This is a genomic window from Kitasatospora sp. NPDC038210 (genome assembly GCF_055600605.1).
Genome location: NZ_JBVJYK010000001.1, coordinates 206,579 through 222,620, shown reverse-complemented (window position 1 = coordinate 222,620; position 16,042 = coordinate 206,579). Strand labels below are relative to the sequence as shown.

Annotated in this window: 13 protein-coding genes; 7 read left to right on the top strand and 6 right to left on the bottom strand. The window is 74.3% G+C overall.

All coding sequences use genetic code 11. The features are described from left to right. The first annotated feature begins 17 nt into the window (after positions 1-17). From ACZ7KX_RS00980 to ACZ7KX_RS00960, 5 genes are all read left to right on the top strand, one after another. Positions 18-890, top strand: coding sequence for a carbohydrate ABC transporter permease (locus ACZ7KX_RS00980; RefSeq protein WP_350522031.1), 873 nt, complete (start codon positions 18-20; stop codon positions 888-890). Between the two features lie 4 nt (positions 891-894). Next, a complete protein-coding gene (locus tag ACZ7KX_RS00975; protein ID WP_470324614.1) occupies positions 895-1,848 on the top strand; it encodes a carbohydrate ABC transporter permease in 954 nt (317 codons plus the stop codon). 42 nt (positions 1,849-1,890) lie between these two features. Beyond that, positions 1,891-3,147 (top strand): glycoside hydrolase 5 family protein, encoded by a 1,257-nt coding sequence (locus ACZ7KX_RS00970; protein ID WP_470324613.1) that lies wholly within the window; start codon positions 1,891-1,893, stop codon positions 3,145-3,147. 116 nt (positions 3,148-3,263) lie between these two features. Further along, positions 3,264-6,308 (top strand): alpha-mannosidase, encoded by a 3,045-nt coding sequence (locus ACZ7KX_RS00965; RefSeq protein WP_470324612.1) that lies wholly within the window; start codon positions 3,264-3,266, stop codon positions 6,306-6,308. 85 nt (positions 6,309-6,393) lie between these two features. After that, positions 6,394-7,326 (top strand): ROK family protein, encoded by a 933-nt coding sequence (locus ACZ7KX_RS00960; protein WP_470324611.1) that lies wholly within the window; start codon positions 6,394-6,396, stop codon positions 7,324-7,326. 66 nt (positions 7,327-7,392) lie between these two features. On the opposite strand, the gene ACZ7KX_RS00955 is transcribed toward ACZ7KX_RS00960, so the two are convergent. The 5 genes from ACZ7KX_RS00955 to ACZ7KX_RS00935 all read right to left on the bottom strand — a co-directional run bounded on the left by ACZ7KX_RS00955 (position 7,393) and on the right by ACZ7KX_RS00935 (position 11,238). Next, the gene (locus tag ACZ7KX_RS00955; RefSeq protein WP_470324610.1) at positions 7,393-7,788 is read right to left on the bottom strand and encodes a DUF2267 domain-containing protein; all 396 of its coding nucleotides are present in this window, start codon (positions 7,786-7,788) and stop codon (positions 7,393-7,395) included. Positions 7,789-8,060: 272 nt separating this feature from the next. Then, a complete protein-coding gene (locus ACZ7KX_RS00950) occupies positions 8,061-8,612 on the bottom strand; it encodes an acyl-CoA thioesterase (RefSeq protein WP_470324609.1) in 552 nt (183 codons plus the stop codon). Beyond that, positions 8,609-8,920: a hypothetical protein gene (locus ACZ7KX_RS00945; protein WP_470324608.1), complete on the bottom strand. Its 312-nt coding sequence runs from the start codon at positions 8,918-8,920 to the stop codon at positions 8,609-8,611. The genes ACZ7KX_RS00950 and ACZ7KX_RS00945 overlap by 4 nt, the downstream gene beginning before the upstream one ends. A 328-nt stretch (positions 8,921-9,248) precedes the next feature. Beyond that, positions 9,249-10,640 (bottom strand): NAD(P)/FAD-dependent oxidoreductase, encoded by a 1,392-nt coding sequence (locus ACZ7KX_RS00940; protein ID WP_470324607.1) that lies wholly within the window; start codon positions 10,638-10,640, stop codon positions 9,249-9,251. A gap of 106 nt (positions 10,641-10,746) precedes the next feature. Next, the gene (locus ACZ7KX_RS00935) at positions 10,747-11,238 is read right to left on the bottom strand and encodes a flavoprotein (RefSeq protein ID WP_470324606.1); all 492 of its coding nucleotides are present in this window, start codon (positions 11,236-11,238) and stop codon (positions 10,747-10,749) included. Positions 11,239-11,686: 448 nt separating this feature from the next. Here ACZ7KX_RS00935 and ACZ7KX_RS00930 point away from each other — a divergent pair, with 448 nt between their 5' ends. Then, positions 11,687-12,019, top strand: coding sequence for a hypothetical protein (locus ACZ7KX_RS00930; RefSeq protein WP_470324605.1), 333 nt, complete (start codon positions 11,687-11,689; stop codon positions 12,017-12,019). A 60-nt stretch (positions 12,020-12,079) separates the two neighbouring features. Here the strand turns inward: ACZ7KX_RS00930 and ACZ7KX_RS00925 are convergent, their stop codons facing one another. Beyond that, positions 12,080-14,395: an FUSC family protein gene (locus tag ACZ7KX_RS00925; RefSeq protein ID WP_470324604.1), complete on the bottom strand. Its 2,316-nt coding sequence runs from the start codon at positions 14,393-14,395 to the stop codon at positions 12,080-12,082. 226 nt (positions 14,396-14,621) lie between these two features. Between ACZ7KX_RS00925 and ACZ7KX_RS00920 the strand changes: the two genes are divergently transcribed. Continuing rightward, on the top strand, positions 14,622-15,866 hold the full coding sequence (locus tag ACZ7KX_RS00920) for a GNAT family N-acetyltransferase (protein WP_470324603.1): 1,245 nt from the start codon (positions 14,622-14,624) through the stop codon (positions 15,864-15,866). Positions 15,867-16,042: the final 176 nt, after the last annotated feature.

Below are 16,042 nucleotides of genomic sequence, written 5' to 3'. Positions count from 1 at the left end.
CGCAGGAAGGCATCGGCATGACCCACCGGCGTTGGTTCACCCCCTGGCTGCTCGCCGGGCCCGCGATGGTCTGGCTGGCCGTCTTCAACCTCTGGCCGGCCGTCAACACGGTGATCCTGTCCTTCACCGACGCCAAGCCGCTGGGCGGCGGGCACTTCACCGGCCTGGAGAACTACGGCCGCCTGCTGGACGACGACCAGCTCGCCGACGCCCTGCTCAACAGCATCGTGTTCATGCTGGTCTGCCTGCCCCTGCTGACCGTCCTGCCGCTGCTGCTCGCCCTGCTCGTCCAGCGCCGGATCCCCGGCATCACCTTCTTCCGCACCGCCTTCTACACGCCGGTGATCGCCTCCGCCGTCGTGGTGGCGCTGATCTGGGGCTGGGTGCTGGACGACCGCGGCCTGGTCAACGGCCTGCTCCGGCAGACCGGGCTGGCCGACTCCCCGGTCTCCTTCCTGACCGACCGCTGGCTGCTGCTGTTCAGCGCGATCGCCCTGACCGTGTGGAAGGGCCTCGGCTACTACATGGTCATCTACCTGTCCGCCCTCGCCAACGTCCCGCGCGAGCTGCACGAGGCGGCGGCCGTGGACGGCGCCGGACCGGTGAGCCGGTTCCGGCACGTCACCCTGCCGGGGGTGCGCCCGACCATGATCCTGATCTCCGCACTGATCTCGGTGAGTTCGCTGCGCGTCTTCTCCGAGCTGTACGTGCTCTCCAACGGCCAGGGCGGCCCCGGCGGGCGGGACATGTCGGTGGTGATGCTGATCCAGATGTACAGCCGCGGGTTCAACGGCCACCTCGGCTACGCCTCGGCGCTCAGCCTGCTGCTGTTCGTCGTCACCCTCGGCCCGATGCTGTTCCTGATGCGCCTGAACCGGAAGGCGGCCTGAACCCGTGACCACCAGCCCGCCGACGGCCGCCGGGGCCACCCGGGGCCTGCGTGACCGCGACGACGCCCGAAGCGCCCGGAGGACCCGCGGCCCCCGCTGGCCCCGGAAGACGCGCGGCTCCCGAGGCTTCAACACCCCGTCCCCCGCCCACACCGCCGCCCGCTACCTGCTTCTGCTGCTCGTCCTGCTCCTGGTCATCGGCCCCTTCCTGTGGCAGCTGTCCACCTCCCTCAAGGGCCCCGCCGAGGACGTCTACACCCGCACCCCGGCCTTCCTGCCCGACCAGCCCACCCTCGGCAACTACGGCAAGGTCGCCGCCACCATCCCGGTGTGGGCCTACGCGCTCAACTCGGTGATCGTCGCCGCGGTCTGCATCACCGGCAACGTCGTCGGCTGCACGCTGGCCGGCTACGCGCTCGCCCGGCTGCGCTTCCGCGGCGCCCGGCTCGTCCTCGGCCTCTTCCTGGCCACGCTCGTGCTGCCCGGCGAGGTCACCATCGTCTCCCAGTACGTGCTGGTGCGCAGCCTCGGCCTGGCCGACACCCTGGCCGGCGTCGCGCTGCCGGGCTCGATCGCCATGCTCAACGTCCTGCTGATGCGCACCGCCTTCGCCGCCGTCCCCGCCGAGCTCGACCAGGCCGCCATGATCGACGGCGCCGGCGTCCGGCAGCGGCTGTGGCACGTCGGCCTGCCGAACGTGCGCGGCATGATCAGCGTGATCGTGATCTTCACCTTCATCGGCGCCTGGGACGACTTCCTGTGGCCGCTGATCGTGCTCAACGACCCGCAGAAGTACACCCTCACCGTCGGGCTGCAGTACCTCAACGGCACCTTCTCCGCCAATCCCCGGCTGATCGCGGCCGGCACCATGATCGCCTTCCTTCCGGTCGTCGTGGTGTTCGGCGCCTGCCAGCGCTACTTCTTCAAGGGCGTCGAGGAGGGAGCCGTCAAGGGATAGCCCCACCGTCCGCACGCCCCACCGAGCCGAGGAAGCCCCCCGATGACCACCGCCCCCCGCTTCGGCGTCAACTACACCCCCAGCGCCGGCTGGTTCCACCACTGGCTCGACTTCGACCTCGACGCCGTGCGCGCCGACTTCGACTCCGTCGCGGCCCTCGGCCTGGACCACGTCCGGGTGTTCCCGCTCTGGCCGCTGTTCCAGCCCAACCGCACCCTGATCCGCCCGCGCGCCGTCGAACAGCTGACGGCCCTGGTGGACGCGGCCGGGGAGCGCGGGCTGGACGTCGCGGTGGACGGCCTGCAGGGCCACCTGTCGAGTTTCGACTTCCTGCCGGCCTGGACCCGGACGTGGCACCGGCGCAACCTCTTCACCGACCCCGAGGTCATCGACGGCCAGGCCGCGTACCTGCACACCCTCGCCGCAGCGCTGCGCGAGCGGCCCAACTTCCTCGGGCTGACGCTCGGCAACGAGATCAACCAGTTCTCCGGCGGCCCCCACCCCGACCCGGACCGGGCCACCTCCGCCGAGGTCGAGGCCTGGCTGCGCCGGATGCTCGACGCCTGCGAGCGCGGCGCCCCCGGGCGGCTGCACCTGCACGCCTCGTACGACGCCGCCTGGTACCTGGACGGGCACCCGTTCACGCCCCGGCACTCGGCCCGGATCGGCGCCGCCACCGCCGTGCACTCCTGGGTGTTCAACGGCACCGCCCAGCGCTACGGCGCCCGCTCCACCGCCACCGCACAGCACGCCGCGTACCTGGTCGAGCTGTCCAAGGCCTGGGCGGACGATCCGGCCCGCCCGGTGTGGCTGCAGGAGGTCGGCGCGCCCGCCCCGCACATCGCCCCCGAGGACGCGGCCCGCTTCACCGGCGCCACCGTCGAGGCCGTGCTGGACTGCCCGGACCTCTGGGGCGTCACCTGGTGGTGCTCGCACGACGTCTCCCGCTCGCTCGCCGACTTCCCCGAACTCGAATACGGCCTGGGACTGTTGACCACGGACGGGACGGTCAAGCCGGCCGGGGCCCGGCTCGCCGCGGCCGCCGCCGAGGCCCGCCGGAACTGGCAGCCGCCGAAGCCGCGGACCACCGCCGTGGTGGTCGCCACCGGGGACGAGGCCACCTCCCCGGGGCGTTCGGTCTGCGGCCCCGGCGGCCCGGTGTTCGAGGCGTTCATGCGGCTCGCCGGGGCGGGCGCCCGGCCGACCGCCGTGCTCGCCGAGCGCGCCGCGGACCGCGACCACCTGGCCGCGCGCGGCATCACCGAGGTGGTCCACCCCGAGGACGTAGGTTCCCTGTAGGCCGCTGTCCCGCAGCCCGCCCGCGAGCCCGTCCCCGCGCCCCTCTCCTGAGCCCGTTCCCGCAGCCCGCTCCCCCCGCAGCCCGTTCCCCCAGCCACCCGACGGAGGCCGCTGACATGCACGATGACCGCACCCTGGTCGAGGCCCGCCTCAAGCGCGTCCTGGACGAGCGCATCCGCCCGGCCGTGTACCCCGAGTCCGTCCCGCTGGCGGTCGGCATCTGGACGGCGCCGGGCCCGCCTGTCCCGGTCGCCGAGGGCCTGGCCGCCCCGCGCACCCCGATCGCCGTCGGCGACGCCTGGGGCGCGCCCTGGGGCACCAGCTGGATCACCGTGACCGGTACGGTGCCCGAGGCCTGGGCGGGCCGCACCGTCGAGGCGCTGATCGACCTCGGCTTCGACGCCAACATGCCCGGCTTCCAGTGCGAGGGCCTGGTCTACCGGCCGGACGGCACCCCGGTGAAGGGCCTCAACCCGCAGAACCAGTGGGTGCGGATCGCCGCCCCGGCGGCCGGCGGCGAACAGGTGCTACTGCACGTCGAGGCCGCCTCCAACCCGGTCATCCTCGACTACCACCCCTTCCTGCCCACCGAGTTGGGCGACAAGGAGACGGCCGGCGACCGCCCGCAGTACCGGCTCGCCCGGATGGACCTCGCCGTCTTCGACGAGACGGTCTGGCAGCTGGTGATGGACCTGGAGGTGCTCGGCGAGCTGATGGCCGAGCTGCCGGCGGACGGCGCCCGCCGCTGGGAGCTGCTGCGCGCGATCGAGCGGGCACTCGACGCGGTCGACCTCCAGGACGTCAACGGAACAGCGGCGGCGGCCCGTTCGCAGCTGGAGGAGGTGCTGGCCGCACCCGCCGCGCCGTCCGCGCACCGGATCAGCGCGATCGGCCACGCACACATCGACTCGGCCTGGCTGTGGCCCCTGCGCGAGACCGTCCGCAAGGTGGCCCGCACGACCGCCAACATGACCGCGCTGCTGGAGGACCAGCCGGACTTCCTCTACACCATGTCGCAGGCGCAGCAGTTCGCCTGGATCAAGGAGCACCGCCCCGAGGTGTACGCGCGGGTCCGCAAGGCCGTGGCCGAGGGCCGGTTCGTCCCGGCCGGCGGCATGTGGGTCGAGTCCGACACCAACATGCCGAGCTCGGAGGCGATGGCCCGGCAGTTCGTGCACGGCAAGCGGTTCTTCCTGGACGAGTTCGGGCTGGAGAACCACGAGGCGTGGCTGCCGGACACCTTCGGCTTCACCGGCGGCCTGCCGCAGATCATCCGCAACGCGGGCTCGAAGTGGCTGCTGACGCAGAAGATCTCGTGGAGCCAGGTGAACAGGTTCCCGCACCACACCTTCCTCTGGGAGGGCATCGACGGGACGCGGATCTTCACCCACTTCCCGCCCGTGGACACCTACAACTGCTCCATGAAGGGCAGCGAAATCGCCCATGCCGCACGGAACTTCAAGGACAAGGGGGTGGCCCGGCACTCGCTCGCCCCGACTGGCTGGGGGGACGGCGGCGGCGGGACCACCCGCGAGATGGTCGCCAAGGCGGCCCGGCTGAAGGACCTGGAGGGCTCGGCCACCGTACGCTGGGAGAAGCCCGCCGAGTTCTTCGCCAGGGCCGAGGCCGAGTACCAGGACCCGCCGGTCTGGGTCGGCGAGCTCTACCTGGAGCTGCACCGGGCAACCCTCACCAGCCAGGCGAAGACCAAGCAGGGCAACCGGCGCAGCGAGAACCTGCTGCGCGAGGCCGAACTCTGGTGCACCACCGCCACGTTGCGCACCGGCGCGGAGTACCCGTACGAGCAGCTGGACCGGATCTGGAAGACCGTCCTGCTGCACCAGTTCCACGACATCCTGCCCGGCTCGTCCATCGCCTGGGTGCACCGCGAGGCCGAGGCCACCTACGCGGCGCTGGCCGGGGAGCTGGAGGGGCTGATCGGCGCGGCCCAGCAGGCGCTCGCCGGCGAGGCCGGCGGCGGACGCGAGTTGGTGTTCAACGGGGCGCCGCACCCGCGCTCGGCGGTCCCGGCGGGCGGGGCCGCCGCGGTGGCCCCGCCGGCGGAGGGCTGCACCTCGGTCGAGCGGCCCGAGGGCGGCTACCTGCTGCGCAACGGCCTGCTGAACGTCGTGGTGGACGCGGACGGCCTGATCGCCTCGGTGGTCGAGGTCGCGAGCGGACGGGAGACCGTCGCCCCCGGCACCCGCGCCAACCTGCTCCAACTACACCCCGACTTCCCCAACATGTGGGACGCCTGGGACGTCGACCGGTTCTACCGCAACACCGTCACCGATCTGACCGGCGTGGACTCGCTCAGCGTCGTCTCGGAGACCGCCGAGGAGGTCTCGGTCCGGGTGGTGCGCTCCTTCGGCTCCTCCACCGCCGTGCAGACGCTCACCCTGCGGGCCGGCGAACGGCGCGTCGACATCGACACCGAGGTCGACTGGCACGAGACCGAGAAGTTCCTCAAGGCCGCGTTCCCGCTCGACATCCACACCGAGCGCTACGCCGCCGAGACCCAGTTCGGCCACCTCCACCGCCCCACCCACACCAACACCAGCTGGGACGCCGCCAAGTTCGAGGCCTGCAACCACCGCTTCGTCCACCTCGACGAGCCCGGCTGGGGCGTGGCCCTGGTCACCGCCTCCACCTACGGCCACGACGTCACCCGCACCGTGCGCGACACCGACGGCGGCACCACCACGACGGTGCGCTTCTCGCTGCTGCGCGCCCCGCGCTTCCCCGACCCGAAGACCGACCAGGGGCTGCACAGCTTCCGGCACGCCCTCGTTCCGGGCGCGGCGATCGGCGACGCCGTCCGCGAGGGCTACCGGATCGGCCTGCCCGCGCGGCGGGTGACCGGCAGCGTCGAGCGGGTCGCGCCGCTGGTGACCGTGGACGACGATGCCCTCGTGGTGAGCGCCGTCAAGCTCGCCGACGACCGCAGCGGCGACCTGGTCGTCCGCGTCTACGAGGCGGGCGGCGGCCGCGCCCGGGGCCGGCTGACCACCTCCTTCCCACTGGCCGACGCCGTCCCCTGCGACCTGCTGGAACGGCCCTGGGACGGCACCCGCGGCGACGTGACGGTGGAGGACGGCGCGGTGCGCCTGGCGCTGCGCCCGTTCGAGCTGGTCACCCTGCGGCTGCGGACCGCCGGCTGAGGCCGGTCCGGGGCTGTTCTACGCTGTGCGGCGCCCCGGCCCTCCCCGGCCGGGGCGCCGACCCCTACCTCCGCTGGAGACCACCGTGCCGCTCACCCCGCTGTTCGCCGCCGTCGACATCGGCGGCACCAAGATCGCCGGAGCACTGGTCGACGGCGACGGACGGCTGCGGCACCGGCTCCAGCTGCCCACCCCGGCGACGGCACCGGGCGCGGCCGTGCTCGCCGTCGTGCACCGGGTGCTGGACCGGCTCGCCGACACGCCCGACTGGGCCGCCGTGACGGCCGTCGGGATCGGCAGCGCCGGCCCGGTCGACCTCGCCGACGGCACCGTCAGCCCGGTCAACATCCCCGGCTGGCGCGGCTTCCCGCTGGTCGCCGAGGTCGCCGCGCACCCGCCGGTGGCCGCCCGCGCGCTGCCCGTCCGCCTCGCCGGGGACGGCGTCGCGATGGCCGCCGCCGAGCACTGGCAGGGAGCCGCCCGGGGCGCCGCCGACGCGCTCTGCCTGGTGGTGTCGACCGGCGTCGGCGCCGGGCTGGTGCTCGACGGCGTGGTGCGGCCGGGCCCCAGCGGCAACGCCGGGCACCTCGGCCACATCAGCGTCGACCTGGACGGCGAGCCCTGCCCGTGCGGCTCGCGCGGCTGCCTGGAGGGCCTGGCCAGCGGAACCTCGATCGCCCGCCGCGCGCTCGCCGAGGGCTGGCGGCCCCCGGCGGACGACCGGACGGCCCGCGCCGTCGCCGCCTGCGCCGCCGCGGGCGACCCGGTCGCGCTCGCCGCCTTCGACCGCGCCGCCCAGGCCCTGGCCGCCGGCATCGCCGCCACGGCCGCCCTGGTGGACCTCGACCGAGTCGTCGTCGGCGGCGGCGTGGCCACCGCCGGGGAGGTGCTGTTCGCGCCGCTCGCCCGCCACCTGGACCGCTACGCCGCGCTCTCGTACATCCGCGGCCTGGACGTGCGCCGGGCCGAACTCGGCACCGACGCCGGGCTGATCGGCGCGGCCGCGCTCTGCCGCTGAGCGGGCCGCCGCCGGAGAGCGCCCCGGGCGGTGCCGCGTGCCCCTCAGGCCGGGAGCCGGTGCCCCTCAGGCCGGTGTGGGATGCCCGAACAGCAGGTCGTAGCCCTCCGGGAGCTGCTCGATCACCCGGTCGATCAGCTCCCCCGGGACCAGGTCGGCCACCGTGCTGAGCACCGCCCCGATGTCCCACTGCGCCGTCGCCGTGGTCGCCCCGTCGATCCACCCGCCCACGGCCTGGACGAAGCGCTCCGCGGTCAGCGGCTCGGCCGCCGGCTTCGCGTCGCGCAGCAGTGAGGCGTACATCTCGGGCAGCGCGTCGGCGAGTTCGCCCCGCTCGGACCCCACCAGGTGCTCGCCGAGCAGAACGAGGACGACCCGGGCGGCGTGGTCCGCCTCCGCCTCGCCCCGGTACTCGCCGCGCTCCGCGACGCGGGCGAGGAAGTCCTCCCAGGAGATGGTCATCGCGTCCTCCTTACTGGGCGGATCCGGCAGGACCGACGGCGCTACGCGCCCGGGCCAGGGAGGTGGCGTCGCAGCCCGCGACCACCGTGGGGCGTGCCGGTGCCCGTGCTGCTCAGCGTAACGCGGCCCGGCGCCCCGGGAGCCGCCCCGACGGCATCGGGCCCGGCCGGACGCCGGGATTCCGGCCCGGCGGATCGACGCCGTCGTCGATCCCGCCGCCGGCCGGGGGCTCCGCCCGGGAACGAAGGCGGCCCGGACGCTCGGCGCGGCCCTCAGCCCGCCGAGGCCCGGCACCGCCGGCGCGGCCGGCGCGAGGAGGCGGTCCCGCCGACGGCCCCGGGCGACACCCGCTGCGCCGGCGTCGTCGCCGTCGCGGTGCCCAGGGCGCCGTCGGCACGCGCCGCGTCCGGCATAAACGCCGAGAGAAAGCGCCGCTCGTTCGGGCTCAGGGTGCGCGAGCGGCCGGATTCGCGGTCCCGGGCGACCACGACGGTCCGCGCCCGCATAAAGGTGTGCGGGTCCCGGCAGACATTCACCTCGACATGCGCGGAACTCCGCCCGAGCCGTTCCACGGTGAGCCGCACCGACAATGGCTCGGGCCGGTGGTGCAACTGCTCAAGATAATCGATCTCGTGTCGCGCGATAATGAATCCGGACGGGAACAGGGATTCCCGGACGGCGATCGCGTGGTGGCAGAACAGGTCGTAAATCCCCTCCTGGATGTAGCCGACCAGCCGGGCGTTGTTGATGTGCCCGTTCTCGTCGACGTCGCTCCACCGGGTGGGGCAGGCCAGCACGTGCGCGCCCAGCTGCGCCGCGCTCACTGCTGCGTCAGCCCGGCGCCGGCAGTGGCGGGGAGCAGCGCACGCTGCAACCTGGCGTAGTAGGCGGAGTGTTCGGCCGCCATCCGGGCCGCGGTCCACCCCTCTTCGGCGGCCTCCGCGGCCGCCTGGACGACCAGGCTGTCGAGCACCGCGTCGACCGAGCGGCACAGGTCGGCGACGGCCGCGAGGCGCTCGGTCACGTCCGCCCCGCTCGCCGCATCACGGGACGGGAACGCGGCCAGCGAGTCCACCGCGAGCTGCAGATCGTCCAGTGCGTCCGGCCGGTTTTCCGTAGGGAAATTCCGCATGTTTTTCTCCAGGACTCAATCGGCCTTTACGGCCCGGTAGCTAGCGTTCGAATACACCGGATCGGTGTCGACCCCCCGACGCCTTCGACGCTATCCCAGTCGGCGGGGCTCGGCAGATCGTTTTCGGACCGCGACGGGAAACTGACTTCCATCGGAGTAGTTTGCCGGGGTACACAATATGCCCCGTCAGCCGAACGCTGTCCGCAATTCGAGTGGTATCGCCGACTCGACGCCCAAGATCGACTTCCCGGCGTCACGGATCTGCTAGTGGACCGCCCCGCCACCCCGGCCCGCGGGACATGTCGCCCCCGCCCGTCAGCCCCGCCCGTCAGCCCCGCCCGGAGACCAGGTCCGCGATCCGGGCGATCGGCGAGGTGGTGGCACGTCCGGCCGCCTCCTGCCGGTCAGCCGCGTGATAGGCGGCGTACATCGCGTGCACCCCCAGCCAGCGCAGCGGCTCCGGCTCCCAGCGCCGCACCGTGTGCCCCACCCAGGGCAGCCGGGTCAGCTCGGTGTCCCGTTCCAACACCAGGTCGCACAGCGTCCGCCCGGCCAGGTTGGCCGTCGTCACCCCGCTGCCGACGTACCCGCCCGCCCAGCCGAGCCCGGTCAGCCGATCCAGCTCCACGGTGGCGCACCAGTCCCGGGGGACGCCGAGCACGCCCGCCCACGCGTGGTCGATCCGGGCCTGCGCGGCGGCCGGGAAGAAGCGGTCCAGGACGGCGCGGAGCTGGCGCACCGTCTCCACCTGGGTGCTGCCGTCCGAGTCCGTCCGCGAGCCGAACCGGTACGGCACGCCCCGCCCGCCCAGCGCTATCCGGTCGTCGGCGGTGCGCTGCGCGTACATGTAGGCGTGCGCGAAGTCGCCCAGCACCTCACGGCCCTGCCAGCCCGCGTCCGCCCAGAAGTCGGCGGGCAGCGGCTCGGTGGCGACCATCGCGGAGTTCATCGGCAGCCAGGTGCGCCGCTCGCCGCGCAGACCGGCCGTGAACCCCTCCGTGGCGCGCAGCACGCGGTCGGCGCCGACGGTGCCGTACGGGGTGACGGCGCGCGGCCCGCGGTGGGCGCTGCCGGGGAGGATCGCGGTGACCGCCGTGCCCTCGTACACCTCGACTCCGAGGCCGCGCACCGTCCGGGCCAGGCCGCGTACGAGCTTCGCGGGCTGGATGCGGGCGCCGTACGGACTCCAGGAGCCGCCGAGGGTTCCGGCGACGTTGACGCGGTCGCCCGCCTCCTTGGCGCCCAGCAGCTCGACACGGTCCGCGCCGTACGCGCGCTCACTCTCGACGAAGGCCCACAGCCGCTCCAACTGCGGCTTGCTGCGGGCGACTTCGAGAACGCCACCGCGCACGATGTCCGCCTCGATGCCCTCCTGGTCCGCCACGTCGACGACCTCGCCGACGGAGTCGTCCATCAGCCGCTGCATCGCCGCCGCCCGCGGCTGCCCGTACCGCTTGGCGAACGCGCCGCGGCCCGCGAAACCGTTGTACAGCCAGCCGCCGTTGCGTCCGGAGGCGCCGTAGCCGCAGAAGCGCTGTTCGAGGACGGCGATCCGCAGCGAGGGATCGGCCTTCTTCAGGTAGTAGGCGGCCCAGAGGCCGGTGTAGCCGCCCCCGACGATGCAGACGTCGACGTCGCGGTCCCCCGGCAGCCCGGGGCCCGCCTCCGGCACCCCACCCGCCGCGTACCAGAACGACACCTCGCCGTTGACCGCCGCCACCGGAACCTCCCGCACCGTCGCTGACCTGCCCGGACGCTACCCCGGGCGGGTCGACGCCGACCACCCCTCACACTGCCAGGATCACGGCGCCGGGACAGCCACCCTGTCAGTCCCGCAACAACCCCAGCGCCCGCGTCCAGCTGTACGAACCGGGCACGAAGTCCGCGATGCGCACCCCCATCCGGCGGAGCTTCGCCAGGCTCTCCTCGTACGCCGGGTGCGCCGCCTGCGCGGTGCTCAGACACGGCTGCACCGCCACCGGGATGCCCCACCCGTACGACTCGCAGAGGATGCCGAGCGCCAGGGTGTCCGAGATGCCCAGCGCCCACTTGTTGATCGTGTTGAACGTCGCCGGCGAGACCACGATCGCGTCCGGGTCCGGCAGCGGCCGCGGCTCCCCGGGCTTGCGCCAGGCGGAACGGATCGGATACCCGGTCCGCGCGGTGACCGCGTCCTGATCGATGAACCCCATCGCATTCGGAGTCGCCACCACTCCCACGTCCCACCCCTGTTCCTGAGCGGCCGCGATCAGCTCCCCCACCCCACCCGCAACCCCTGCCGCACACACCACCACGTACAGCACCGGCTTCTGCGCCATCCCCGGTACTCCCCTTCTCATCCCCGCCGACCCACCACCAGATCGGCGTGCACCACCTTCCCAAACGGCTCCGCCACCGCACCCCAACGCCCCCGCGCGAGCTCATGGATCAACGACAACCCCCGAACTCCACAGCGCCGATCAGCTCCGACACCTCCCACTCGCTCAACTTCTCCCGCACCAATCGCCGGGCCGCAGAGGCCGACTCCGGGAGGTTCGGCAACCTCGCACTCGCCGGCTCCGCCGCCCGGTCGGTCAGCACGAGTCCACTCATCGTCAACAACCCCTCAGCCATCGGAGTCTCGAAGGACCGCGTCCGGGCTCAGGTCGACAGGCCGACCCCCGCCCAGAGCAGCACGTGACCGGTGAATGACCACGCGTTACCGTCGACCAGGGGGCTGCGGCAGCACCTTCCACGCCCGGGCGGCACCTGCGCCGGGAACTCCCCGTGACCGAGGACCGCCGGATCTTCCGCGAGGCGTGGATCGCCGGGGTGCGCAAGCACTTCCCCGGCGAGCCGAAGCCCGGGTACGTCGTGCCCTGGGAGGAGACGCCCGGCTGGGAGCGGGCTTCCGCCGCGGCGGTGTCCGGGCAGGTCCGCGACTTCGTCGCCGTCAGCGCGGGAAGCACCGCCAAGCTCAGCCGGGACCAGCAGGACCGCTTCGTCACCACCTGCTGGATCGCCCAGATCCACAAGCACGTCGCCGACTGGGACGACCTGCCCAAGTGGCAGCAGGACACGGACGCCGACATCTTCGAGGCCGTCGAGCGCCCGGTCTGAGGTCGTTCGCCCTCCCGTCACCGGCTGCGGCCCGGGACGGGGACGGCCTGGCGACGAGGCTCAGCCGGGCGGTGGCGACGGCCGGGCCTCGTGGATCTGCCGGAGGTCGTCGAGCAGCCCCGTGAGCCAGACCGCGATGTCGACCGAGTGGAGCGAGACCCGTCCGTCGCCCCGCAGCGCAGCCGCCCCGTCGAGTTCGGCGGCCAGGGCGCCGCGGGCCCGGGAGAGGGCGGGGTGCGCGGACCCCGCCGGTTCGCGGGCGCGCAGGGCCGCCGCCTGGCGGTGGAAGGCTCCCGCCACGTCGTCCGCGTGGCGCATCAGCACCTGTTGCCCGTTCCGGTGGACCGCCGCGGTGCCGGGCGGGACGCGGGCGAGCAGTGGTTCGGCGCCGCGGACGGCGTGCTGCCCGGTGAGGATCGCCGCCTGCCAGTTCGGCCCGTCCTCGGCCTGGTCGTGCCGTTCGCTGCGGTACTGCGCGTACATCGCCTCGGTGAGCAGCGCGGAGCGGCGGGCCCGGTGCAGGGCTCCGGCCGCCGGGCCCGTGCCGGTCAGCACGGCGACGGTCTCGCGCAGCGCCTCGGCGCTGTCGTCCAGCATCCCGGCGGTGCACCGACGCAGGTCCTGGCCGCCGCCGCGCGGCCAGGCGCAGAGGCCTGCCAGGATGCCGATCGCCGCGCCCGCGACCACGTTGACCACGCGCGCCTCCGCCAGCTGCCAGTCGGCGGGCGCCAGCTGGGTGAAGACGAGGGCGACCACGACGGTGAACAGCCCCTGACCCCAGGCCGGCCCGAACGCCGGTCCGGCGGCGAAGGCGATCAGCATCACCGGGGGCAGTGCGAGGGCGTACACCAGCGGGCGCTCCCCCACCCCCACCAGCACCGCGGCGGTGACGGCGGCGCCGGCGAGCGTGCCGACCAGCGCGGGGCGCAGCGTGATCCGGGTGTCGGCGGCGCTGGTGCGCATCAGGGTGAGGGTGGCGAGCAGCACCCAGAAGCCGTGCGAGAGGTCGAGGGATCCTGCCAGCAGCCGGGCGGCGCCGAGGGCGCCCGCGGTGCGCAGCGCGTTCTGGAAGGCGACCGAGCGGGGTGTGAGGTTGGCGCGGAACCGCCGCCACCACAGCAGCGGGGCGGGGTCGTAGGCGTACCAGAACGGGCCCGGCCGCTGGTCGGCGGGCGTGTCGTCGGGGGGCAGGGCGGCGTGGCGGCTCACCCGCACCGCCCGGACGGCGAAGCGGGCGCCCTCGGCGGCGTCCAGGGCGGCGGTGCCGAGCGCCGGGCGGGCGAGGTGGGAGGGTTCCGGGTCTGCCGCCGGGCCGGCGGGTTCCCGGTCGGCGGCCCAGGCGGCGTCCCGGTCCACGTCCCTGCCGGCATCCCGGTCCACGTCTCGGTCGACGGCCCGGTCCACGGCACCGTCGGCGGCCCGGTCGGCGGCCCAGGCGGCCGCTCGGGCGGTGTCGAAGGCCGTGAGGTCCCGGTCGACCTGCCCGGTCTCGGGGACGGGTCCGGTCCGGACCACCCCGGCCGCGGCGGCGCGCAGGGTCCGTCCGGTGGTGGCGGTGAGCCGCGCCGCGGCCGGGTCGGCCCGGGACCCGGCGAGCCGCAGGATGCCGAGCACCCGCGGGCCGGTGTAGCGCAGCGCGACCGCGCAGTGGGCGAGGGCCCGGTCGACGGCGCCGGCCGAGGCTGGCCGCTGCATCAGTGGGACGTGCCTGAAGCGCAGCTCGTCCAGGTGCGTGCCGGCCCGCTCGGCGGCCTCGGTGACGGCCCCGACGGGGGTGGCGCGGCCGGCGCAGGCGGCGGCCGCGAGGTCGGCCAGGTCGGCGAGGGCCGAGGCGGCGCGCGACAGCCGGCCCCGGTAGTCCGGTGGCGCCGGCTCGGGCCACAGCAGCAGCTCCGCGCCGGTGAGCAGCAGCAGGCCGACCACCACGCCGATCAGGCGTTGCAGGAGGGTGTCCGGGCTGTAGGGCGGGAAGCACGGGAGGATGTAGAGCAGTTGGAGCCCGTTGGCGAGGCCCACCATCCGGGGGCCGCCGACGGTGCCGAAGGACACCGCGAAGCCGACGCCCACCATGCCCAGGGCCGCCGCCCAGTCGCGTACGGCCAGAAGGGTGCCGAGGCAGACCAGCCCGCAGCCGAACGGCAGTGTCCACAGGATCGTCCGGGCCCGTGCCCGGGCCGCTCCCTCGACCCGGGCGAGGACGCCGAGGGCGACCGCCGCGAAGAGCGCGTAGGTGGCCGACACGGGGCGGTGCAGGCCGTAGCGGAACGTGTAGAACCCCGTGCAGGCGGCCAGGGTGACCCGCACCGCGCGGTGCACGACCGCCGCGTCGGGACGCCCGCCACGCGGCCGGTCCGCCGGCCCTCGCGACCGGTGCATCGCACCTCGCTCCCGTGGGTGTGCCGCCCCGGCGGGCGGAGCCTCGGCCGGGTACGGGCGTGGGACTCCTTCACGGTAGGACGGCACCGGGCCGGACCGCAGCCGGAGCGCCGCCCCGGACCGGCGGCCCCGCCGCTAATTCGTTTGACCCGGGAGCACCGCCACGGTGCACTGTGGCCGGGGCATCGCAGGTCGTGGTGCCGTTACCGGGGGAGGCAGCACAGCGATGGAGATCCGTTCCACGACCGACCAGGACCGCGAGGTCTTGGTCGACACCTTCCACGCCGCGTTCGCGCGCTTCCCGGAGGCACCGGCCGGGGAGCGCACCGGGGTGTGGGCGGCGTTGGAGACGGACCGCGCCTGGCTCGCCGTCGCGCCGGACGGGCGGCCCGTCGGAACCGCCGCCGCGTACTGGTTCGAGCTGACCCTGCCCGGTGGGGGCCTCGCCCCGGTCGGCGGGGTCAGCGCGGTGGGTGTCCTGCCGTCGCACCGGCGTCGGGGAGTGCTCACCGCGATGATGCGGCATCAGTTCACGGACGTGCGGGAGCGCGGGGAGTTCCTGTCCGTGCTGTTGGCGTCCGAGGCCTCGATCTACGGCAGGTTCGGCTACGGGCCGGCGACCTACACGCAGCGGCTGACGGTGCCGCGCCACCGGGGCGCGCTCACCGCTCCCCGAGCGGGCGGCACCGACACCGGCACCGGCACCGGCACCGGCAGCCGCACGGACACCGGCTCGATCGAGGTGCTGCGGCGCGCGGAGTGCGGCGAGATGCTGGAGGCGGTCTACGACCGGTACCGCCGTGCGCAGCCCGGCGCGTTGTCCCGGCCGGCGCACTGGTGGGGCCTGGGCGCGGGGCAGCCTCCGATCGCTCCGGCGCCGCGCTACGTCGCCGTGCACCGTGACGCGGACGGCGTCCCGGACGGGTACGCCTGCTACTCGATCGGGGAACCCGACTCCCTGCTGGTCGACGAGACCATCGCCGCCGACGACACCGTGTACACGGCCCTGGCCGGCTTCCTGCTCAACCACGACCTGGTCTCGGAGGTCGTGTTCAAGCACTTCCCGCCGGAGCACCCGCTGCGTTGGCGGCTGGTGGACTTCAACGCCGGCCGGCTCAGCAGGCACACCGACTGGCTCTGGGTGCGCATCCTGGACGTCCCGCGTGCGCTGACCGCGCGCGGCTGGTTCTGCGACGGGGAGCTCGTCCTCGACGTCGACGACCCGTTCCTCGGCGAGCGCGGCCGCTACCTGCTGACCGCCCGCGACGGCAAGGCCGACTGCGTCCCGACGGACCGCGAGCCCGACCTCTCCCTGGACGTGCGCGACCTGGGCGCGGTCTACCTCGGTGGTACGGCTCCGAGCACGCTCGTGCGCGCCGGCCACATCCGGGCCCACCGCCCGGACGCGGTCGCCCTCGCGGACGCCCTGTTCCGCGCCGAGCGGCCCCCGCACTGCCTGCACTGGTTCTGACCGGCCCCGCGCACACCCGTCGGCGCCGCCGGCCGGTACACGGGCGGCGGGGGCGACGGTCCGGTGGCTTCCCGGGCGCCTACGCCTGCAGCCACTCGCAGACCGCAATGACCGAGTTCGCCGCCCTGTTCGCCCACCTCGGCGGTGTGCTCTCCGACTCCGAACGCGCGGCCGCC

What these genes read in the sequence shown, in the direction of transcription:
- ACZ7KX_RS00980 (WP_350522031.1), top strand. Translation starts at nt 18, where the DNA reads ATGACCCACCGGCGTTGGTTCACCCCCTGGCTGCTCGCCGGGCCCGCG.
- ACZ7KX_RS00970 (WP_470324613.1), top strand. Translation starts at nt 1,891, where the DNA reads ATGACCACCGCCCCCCGCTTCGGCGTCAACTACACCCCCAGCGCCGGC.
- ACZ7KX_RS00965 (WP_470324612.1), top strand. Translation starts at nt 3,264, where the DNA reads ATGCACGATGACCGCACCCTGGTCGAGGCCCGCCTCAAGCGCGTCCTG.
- ACZ7KX_RS00955 (WP_470324610.1), bottom strand. Translation starts at nt 7,788, where the DNA reads ATGACCATCTCCTGGGAGGACTTCCTCGCCCGCGTCGCGGAGCGCGGC.
- ACZ7KX_RS00945 (WP_470324608.1), bottom strand. Translation starts at nt 8,920, where the DNA reads ATGCGGAATTTCCCTACGGAAAACCGGCCGGACGCACTGGACGATCTG.
- ACZ7KX_RS00935 (WP_470324606.1), bottom strand. Translation starts at nt 11,238, where the DNA reads ATGGCGCAGAAGCCGGTGCTGTACGTGGTGGTGTGTGCGGCAGGGGTT.
- ACZ7KX_RS00925 (WP_470324604.1), bottom strand. Translation starts at nt 14,395, where the DNA reads ATGCACCGGTCGCGAGGGCCGGCGGACCGGCCGCGTGGCGGGCGTCCC.
- ACZ7KX_RS00920 (WP_470324603.1), top strand. Translation starts at nt 14,622, where the DNA reads ATGGAGATCCGTTCCACGACCGACCAGGACCGCGAGGTCTTGGTCGAC.